Below are 5,675 nucleotides of genomic sequence, written 5' to 3'. Positions count from 1 at the left end.
GTTCCGCTGGAGCACGAATGACCGTGCGCCTGTGTTGCCCCATCAGCGCGGATACTCTTGTCCGCCGTCTTCTCTCACGTGTGCAGAACACCACAAAAGGCACGGCCCTTATCGAACTGACGAATACCGCGCCTCTGATCTGGCGTGAGGTTGACGTTCCGACCTCGCTGACGCTCAGGACACTGCATGAGGTCATTCAGGTGACCATGGGATGGCTCGATTACCATCTGTGGGAATTCACGCTCGGTGATCAACGCTACGGCTTACCTGATAACGAAGACTGGGGTGGGCTGCCACGTCGTAACGCCGCAAAAACCCGACTGCGCGATCTTCTAACGACATCCCGTCTCGAAATGGTCTACGAATATGACTTCGGTGACGGATGGCGCCATCGCTTCCTCATCAACAATGTCCGGCAGGGAAAGGCCGGAGAAGGGTACCCCAAATACATCGCCGGACAATATGCCTGTCCGCCAGAAGACTGCGGCGGCATTCCGGGATTCTATCACATGCTTGAATCCTGGGCAGATCCCGACCATCCAGACCATGACGAAGTCAGTGCCTATCTCGAAGATTGGAACCCCAACGAGATCAATGAGCTTCCACTCAGAAACGCCCTGAACCGCATCGCCAACAAACGCAACGCTGTCCGCACAAGACTCAACAAGACCATGAAATCTAGTTCCTGAGCCGCGTCTCACGCAGGATGCTTACTTCAGGCGACCATTCAGCGGCTCATGTGTTTCAGCATACCCGTCAGACGCCACAGGAAGGCCGGACAGGCATTATCAGATGTGGTGGCTGGTTGGGTGTCTGTAATGAGAATTGCGCTTTGTACGGCCTCACACGGGGTTCTGCGAGCTTTGTCAGATATTGATGGGCTGTCCATTTCGGTCTGACCGTCCAGATATTCTGCTCCTGACCTTCGGCGGGATGGTTCTAATTGAAAAACCCAAGCGTTAGGGATATTGTGCATTATGCCGACGCTTCTACGCATCAATGAATTTCGTGTCGTGATTTACACGGCAGATCATGTGCCCAATGCACGTTCACGTTATAAACGCGGATGGAGAAGCGGTGATCGAAATTGGCAGGAAAGCCCGCCTGATATGGGCAGGTGGCATGAAAGATAAGGTCATACAGGAAGCCCTTGTCATCGTGCAGGACCACGCTGAGATGCTGACTGAAGCATGGGAGACGATACATGGCGAATGACATGAACTATCAGACCGCTCGTGAAGCAGACACGCTTCATCGAGCAACAGTTCCTCATGCGGTCTCCGCACGGTTGATCCGTGCGCGCCGCGCCCTTCATGTCACCCTCTCCAACGGTGTTGAAATGAGCGTGCCGGTGGATCTGCTACAGGATCTGCACGGCGCTTCACTGAATGATCTGGCCGAGATCGAGATCACCCCGCTGGGGAATGGCCTTCACTGGCCACGTCTTGATGCTGATGTCCTGGTCGAAGGTATGATCCACGGTATCTACGGTTCCCGAAGCTGGATGGCAGCACAGATGGGACGTGTAGGCGGATCTTCCGCCAGTCCCGCAAAGGCGGCGGCCGCACGTCGGAATGGTGCGAAAGGCGGTCGTCCCAGAAACGTCGCGTAAGTAAGCTCGGAAATCAGGCGTTAACGATAGCAGCAATTTCCTGTAATTCCCGGATGACAGGACCGGGTTCATCACTCAAAATCTCTCTTTCCGTCATCATGACGACCCCACGCATGAGCTTTGTCTTATCGAGGTTTGTTCTGTCCATGATCTTATGGACATTTTGATTGGTGGCAGGAGACAGCTTGAAGGAAATGCGACGCTTGGGAATTTTAATCCCAGCAATCTGCTTGCTGAGGGCCTGACGCTGCGTGAGCCACGTCCTCACGTCTTCTTGCAGACGGTCCAGTTCTCCCGTTTCACGCTGCCATTTCGACAGGTAGTAAGCAAAAAGGCTCTTGCGAAACCGAGTGGTTGCCCGTGGATCAATCCGGTATGCCGCTGCGTCCAGAATTTCCACTTCTGGCGCAGGAATGCTGACTTCTAGCGAAATATCAGCAACGTCACGTGCGTTTCTGATTGCAGGTGTGGATTGAGCCGGAACAGCGACAACCTGTGCACATTCATCACAGACCGCTGTCAGAATATCCCTGACTGTCCCAGAACCGTCATCAAAAGGGACATCGCGATAGTTAAACGTGGTTGTCACCAGTTTGGCGCAGTGAGGACACACGGCACGGCTTTTATCGCCGGGTTGATAGAGCTTCACCATATTTGTGCTCATTTATGTGCGCTTATGAAAACAGTATCCGGGTCTACGAAGTAGAATTTCAGATACCATCCATCACGCTTGATGATGTGGACAGTGAGTGAGGGGGCATGGTGGTGTGGGGATGAGGAGTGATCCTGCCCCTGACTGTTCATGAGAACCTGACAAATCTCTTCGGGCGTTACATCTCCAGTGAAAAGCAGGTTTTTGGTGTCTATGGCTGATCGATCTGTTTCATGCTGATAGGTGCCCTCACGTAAGGCGGCGATAACTTTTCGCTTTACCTCTTTGAACCCTTCGGGCTTCATATATACGAATATCCTCGTAAAAAATCAATCAGACTTTGTCACGCATATGGTCATGGATATGCGCAGATATGCCATGGGCAACCAGGGGCTATTGCCAGAGCTTTCTGCGCACAGATTATTCGGTTCTTGAGAAGCGCTTCTTGCCTTCCCACACAGACAGTCCGGCGTATTCAACCGATCCCTGTGCCATGCGGATATCCTGACGGGTTGAATTCGCACGCGTCAGAAGCAGGATTTCCAGCACCATAGCCGTCAGCTCGTCCGGGATGCCCTCTGGCTCCTGTGAGCCGGTCGCGTCCGGTGCTGTGGGTGTGCCCGCAACCTTCTGGTTCAGGTCATGCAGCAGGTCGGTGACCAGCCTCATATCCTGACCAAGGTCCACCAGTCTTTCATTCATGCTGACCAGTTTGCGGTCACTTTTGGACTGTCTCAAAACGGTGTCCCGAATATAGCCAGACACGTTGCCATCAAGAGCAACCTCCTGAAGCCACTCAGCTTCGTCTTCGGTGAATCTCACCGTGTATTTGCGTTCGCGCATGACGGTTCCAGACCAATGGATATCATTTTGTCGGACGTATTATTGCAGAAAACTGCCATAAAATCAATAAAATGTCCGACGCGCGTCGGACGCACAAACTGTATAGATCGAATAAAGCCTTTTGTTTTCAATACGTTATGCAGTCCAGCGGACTGCGTCATGTGTATAGCCAGATTAAGGAGCAAAAACCGTCAGAACAGGACAGAAAAAAGACCTTTCCCACACCCATTTATGCAGAAAACAGCGTCCTCTTGCAGCGAGCGTGAGCGAGCAGACCCGAAAAAAGCGAAAACCACCAGAAAACAACCAGAAAAACACCAGTTTGCAACCAGAAAAGAAGCATTCTAAACTAGAAAAAATTCTAGAAAAGAAGCAAAAAAGAAGTGGAAAGAAACCATAAGAATATTGGGAATGGGGCAGGAAGCAGAAAAACACCAATTTGCCACCAAAAAAGAAGCAAATTAGCTGGACAGGTGGCAAAGCATTTTATTAGGTGGAAAAGATCAGCACCGGAGAACGTCAGTCGTGTCAAAATCCCAAAACAAAACAGGTTGTACACTTTCGGGACTTGTGCGGACCTCTTTGAAAGAGATCGAAAGTCAGCAGTATGGTGGACTCTCACGAGAGCATGTGTGGGAATGGTTCTGTGCAAAACATGGTGTGACGGTCACCAAAGCCACCTTCGTCAATCTGCTCTATCGGGCACGAAAACGGGCCAAAAAAGAGCAGATAAAAAAGGCGCAGCTAGCGGGGCTATCTGTCCAACCAGCCCAGTCTGTAGCACCTGAACCAGCGATCCTGACGTCCTCTAAGAAGAGACCGAAAAAGCATGTCGAACGAGCCGCAGACAAACCAGAAGTCAGACACGAAAATGTCCTCCCGGAAAACGCAACCGGACAGCAACGTCTCCGTGTAGCCCTCGCAATCGGAAAAAAAACCCCAGTCCTCGATTGGGAGGAAGACGACAGGTTCGCCAAGTATCTAAAAGGGAAATAGCCACGGGTCTGCCCCATGAATAACGCGGCTCAAACGGTTGAGAGTATGTCTTCTGAATGACTCAGAAGGCGTCGGGTTATCCTCGTATGGTAGCTGGCAGCGTGGGAAAGATAAACAAATCCCGCCAATAAGGCGGGATCTGCTTCGACCCTTTCTGTACTCTCTAAGAAAGGTAACCTGCCTTATCTTACGGCAGGGGGGCTGACAGGAGAAGGGGGTGGATCTGTCTGCGTGTCAGATTTGACACTCCGCAGGAATTCGTCCGGGGTTGTTTCAAGGCAGTTGGCCAGTTCGAACAGGGTGATGACCGTCGGATTGCGATGCCCTTTTTCCAGCCCGCTGAGATATTGCTGACTGAAACCTGAGCGGTCTGAAACCTGCTCTTGTGTCAGGCCCCGCGCCTTGCGCAGACGTGCAAAATTCTTTCCCACAAGGCGGCGCTTATCCATGCATCCGCAATGGCAGATTACATATTATAATATTATCAACTATAATATGTATTTTTGGTGTATTTTGAGGAACGGGTCTCATGAAACAAGAAAGTGGTTCATTTTATCCCCAAATCTGCATTCTTTCGGCAGCGGGAGGCTGTGGGAAAACCACGCTGGCCGTGAATCTTTTCCAGCCCTTTTTACATGACCCCTGCATGATTTTCATGGGAGCATTTCAAGAGGAAATACCTTTTCTTAAAGAGGAAAAAGCACACTTTATACGACAGTCCAGTAGAAATGAGGTCGTGGATCTGGCGGGAGAGCATGCAGACCGACCTGTCATTATTGATATTTGCTCAAATGCGGTGGAAGCGTTTTTGGCAGGAGCAAAGAGGTGCTTTACTGCAAGAGACACATTTTTTGACCTGTTTGTCATTCCGGTGAGAGCAGAGCGTTACACTTTGCACAGAGGGATGTGGACAGCAGACCGTCTTCATGAGGCCAATGTGCCGTGGGAGCAAATCCTGTTTCTGCCTGCGCGGGTGAAGGAGGGCGCAGAAAAGGATGCACTGAGGGATCACTATGCTGAGGGCACAGGTCCCCTGATCCCTGAAGAAGGTTTTATCGAGGAAAACCCGATTTTTGACGACATGTATGGTGCTGGTGTCTGTCTGGCGGATCTGTCAGAGATTCCTGATGCCCCAGGACGGTGGTCGCTGTGCAATCAGTCTGAGCGTGCGGCGGAAAAACGCGCTCCTGCTCTGGTCCGCCTTGAGGGGGAGATGGACTATCTTCGACCCCGGATGGAACGTGTCTTCAGAGAGGTGATGACGTATCTGCCAGAGTCTTCTCGGTCCTGAATGGGGGCATGGATCCAGAAGATCTGCGGGCGCTACGTGTTAACGAAATTAGGTTTCGTTAACACGTTTTCCTGACGTGTCAGCGAAAACGCAGACTGCGACCACGTTGGGATATTGGGGTAATTGTCAGGTTGTGAGACGTCATTGGGATGATGTAGTGTGGGCGATACCGCGTTATGCTTCGTTGTTTTCTTCCGTTTGCAGGGAGACCGAATGATGCTTCAGATCCACCCACAGGCACGCACGACACCGGCTGTCCGGGCTGAGATAGCTCGTTCGTC

General features: G+C 51.5%; 10 protein-coding genes. 6 read left to right on the top strand and 4 right to left on the bottom strand.

Going from position 1 to position 5,675, the window contains the following annotated elements:
- From GOB86_RS14610 to GOB86_RS14600, 3 genes are all read left to right on the top strand, one after another.
- Window positions 1–689 (top strand): plasmid pRiA4b ORF-3 family protein (locus tag GOB86_RS14610; protein ID WP_242012703.1); only part of this gene is annotated, 689 nt, incomplete at its 5' end.
- A 352-nt stretch (window positions 690–1,041) separates the two neighbouring features.
- Window positions 1,042–1,215: a DUF4160 domain-containing protein gene (locus tag GOB86_RS14605; RefSeq protein ID WP_006560441.1), complete on the top strand. Its 174-nt coding sequence runs from the start codon at window positions 1,042–1,044 to the stop codon at window positions 1,213–1,215.
- The gene (locus tag GOB86_RS14600; protein WP_165993353.1) at window positions 1,205–1,612 is read left to right on the top strand and encodes a DUF2442 domain-containing protein; all 408 of its coding nucleotides are present in this window, start codon (window positions 1,205–1,207) and stop codon (window positions 1,610–1,612) included. Before GOB86_RS14605 ends, GOB86_RS14600 begins: the two co-directional genes overlap by 11 nt.
- A 13-nt stretch (window positions 1,613–1,625) precedes the next feature.
- Here GOB86_RS14600 and GOB86_RS14595 read toward each other — a convergent pair whose 3' ends face one another.
- The 3 genes from GOB86_RS14595 to GOB86_RS14585 all read right to left on the bottom strand — a co-directional run bounded on the left by GOB86_RS14595 (window position 1,626) and on the right by GOB86_RS14585 (window position 3,107).
- Entirely contained in the window at window positions 1,626–2,264 is a 639-nt protein-coding gene (locus tag GOB86_RS14595) for a hypothetical protein (protein WP_157065418.1), read from the bottom strand.
- Between the two features lie 8 nt (window positions 2,265–2,272).
- The gene (locus GOB86_RS14590) at window positions 2,273–2,569 is read right to left on the bottom strand and encodes a hypothetical protein (RefSeq protein ID WP_040133488.1); all 297 of its coding nucleotides are present in this window, start codon (window positions 2,567–2,569) and stop codon (window positions 2,273–2,275) included.
- 115 nt (window positions 2,570–2,684) lie between these two features.
- Entirely contained in the window at window positions 2,685–3,107 is a 423-nt protein-coding gene (locus tag GOB86_RS14585; RefSeq protein WP_040133487.1) for a hypothetical protein, read from the bottom strand.
- Between the two features lie 262 nt (window positions 3,108–3,369).
- Here GOB86_RS14585 and GOB86_RS14580 point away from each other — a divergent pair, with 262 nt between their 5' ends.
- Together GOB86_RS14580 and GOB86_RS14575 are read left to right on the top strand one after the other, a co-directional pair.
- Window positions 3,370–3,507, top strand: a complete 138-nt coding sequence (locus tag GOB86_RS14580; RefSeq protein ID WP_165993351.1) for a hypothetical protein — start codon at window positions 3,370–3,372, stop codon at window positions 3,505–3,507.
- Window positions 3,508–3,632: 125 nt separating this feature from the next.
- Window positions 3,633–4,103, top strand: coding sequence for a hypothetical protein (locus GOB86_RS14575; RefSeq protein WP_165993350.1), 471 nt, complete (start codon window positions 3,633–3,635; stop codon window positions 4,101–4,103).
- Between the two features lie 182 nt (window positions 4,104–4,285).
- Here the strand turns inward: GOB86_RS14575 and GOB86_RS14570 are convergent, their stop codons facing one another.
- Complete coding sequence (locus GOB86_RS14570) at window positions 4,286–4,552, bottom strand: helix-turn-helix domain-containing protein (RefSeq protein WP_165993348.1); 267 nt, start codon at window positions 4,550–4,552, stop codon at window positions 4,286–4,288.
- 80 nt (window positions 4,553–4,632) lie between these two features.
- On the opposite strand from GOB86_RS14570, the gene GOB86_RS14565 reads away from it, so the two are divergent.
- On the top strand, window positions 4,633–5,394 hold the full coding sequence (locus GOB86_RS14565) for a ParA family protein (RefSeq protein ID WP_165993346.1): 762 nt from the start codon (window positions 4,633–4,635) through the stop codon (window positions 5,392–5,394).
- Window positions 5,395–5,675 lie beyond the last annotated feature (281 nt).

The sequence above is a fragment of the Acetobacter lambici genome, from assembly GCF_011516885.1.
Taxonomy (GTDB): Bacteria; Pseudomonadota; Alphaproteobacteria; order Acetobacterales; family Acetobacteraceae; genus Acetobacter; species Acetobacter lambici.
This window is presented reverse-complemented; position numbering and strand designations above follow the sequence as displayed.

Excerpts from the sequence above, each read along its gene's own strand:
- GOB86_RS14590 (WP_040133488.1), bottom strand. The coding sequence starts at position 2,569 with ATGAAGCCCGAAGGGTTCAAAGAGGTAAAGCGAAAAGTTATCGCCGCC.
- GOB86_RS14605 (WP_006560441.1), top strand. The coding sequence starts at position 1,042 with ATGCACGTTCACGTTATAAACGCGGATGGAGAAGCGGTGATCGAAATT.
- GOB86_RS14595 (WP_157065418.1), bottom strand. The coding sequence starts at position 2,264 with ATGGTGAAGCTCTATCAACCCGGCGATAAAAGCCGTGCCGTGTGTCCT.
- GOB86_RS14600 (WP_165993353.1), top strand. The coding sequence starts at position 1,205 with ATGGCGAATGACATGAACTATCAGACCGCTCGTGAAGCAGACACGCTT.
- GOB86_RS14585 (WP_040133487.1), bottom strand. The coding sequence starts at position 3,107 with ATGCGCGAACGCAAATACACGGTGAGATTCACCGAAGACGAAGCTGAG.
- GOB86_RS14570 (WP_165993348.1), bottom strand. The coding sequence starts at position 4,552 with ATGGATAAGCGCCGCCTTGTGGGAAAGAATTTTGCACGTCTGCGCAAG.
- GOB86_RS14565 (WP_165993346.1), top strand. The coding sequence starts at position 4,633 with ATGAAACAAGAAAGTGGTTCATTTTATCCCCAAATCTGCATTCTTTCG.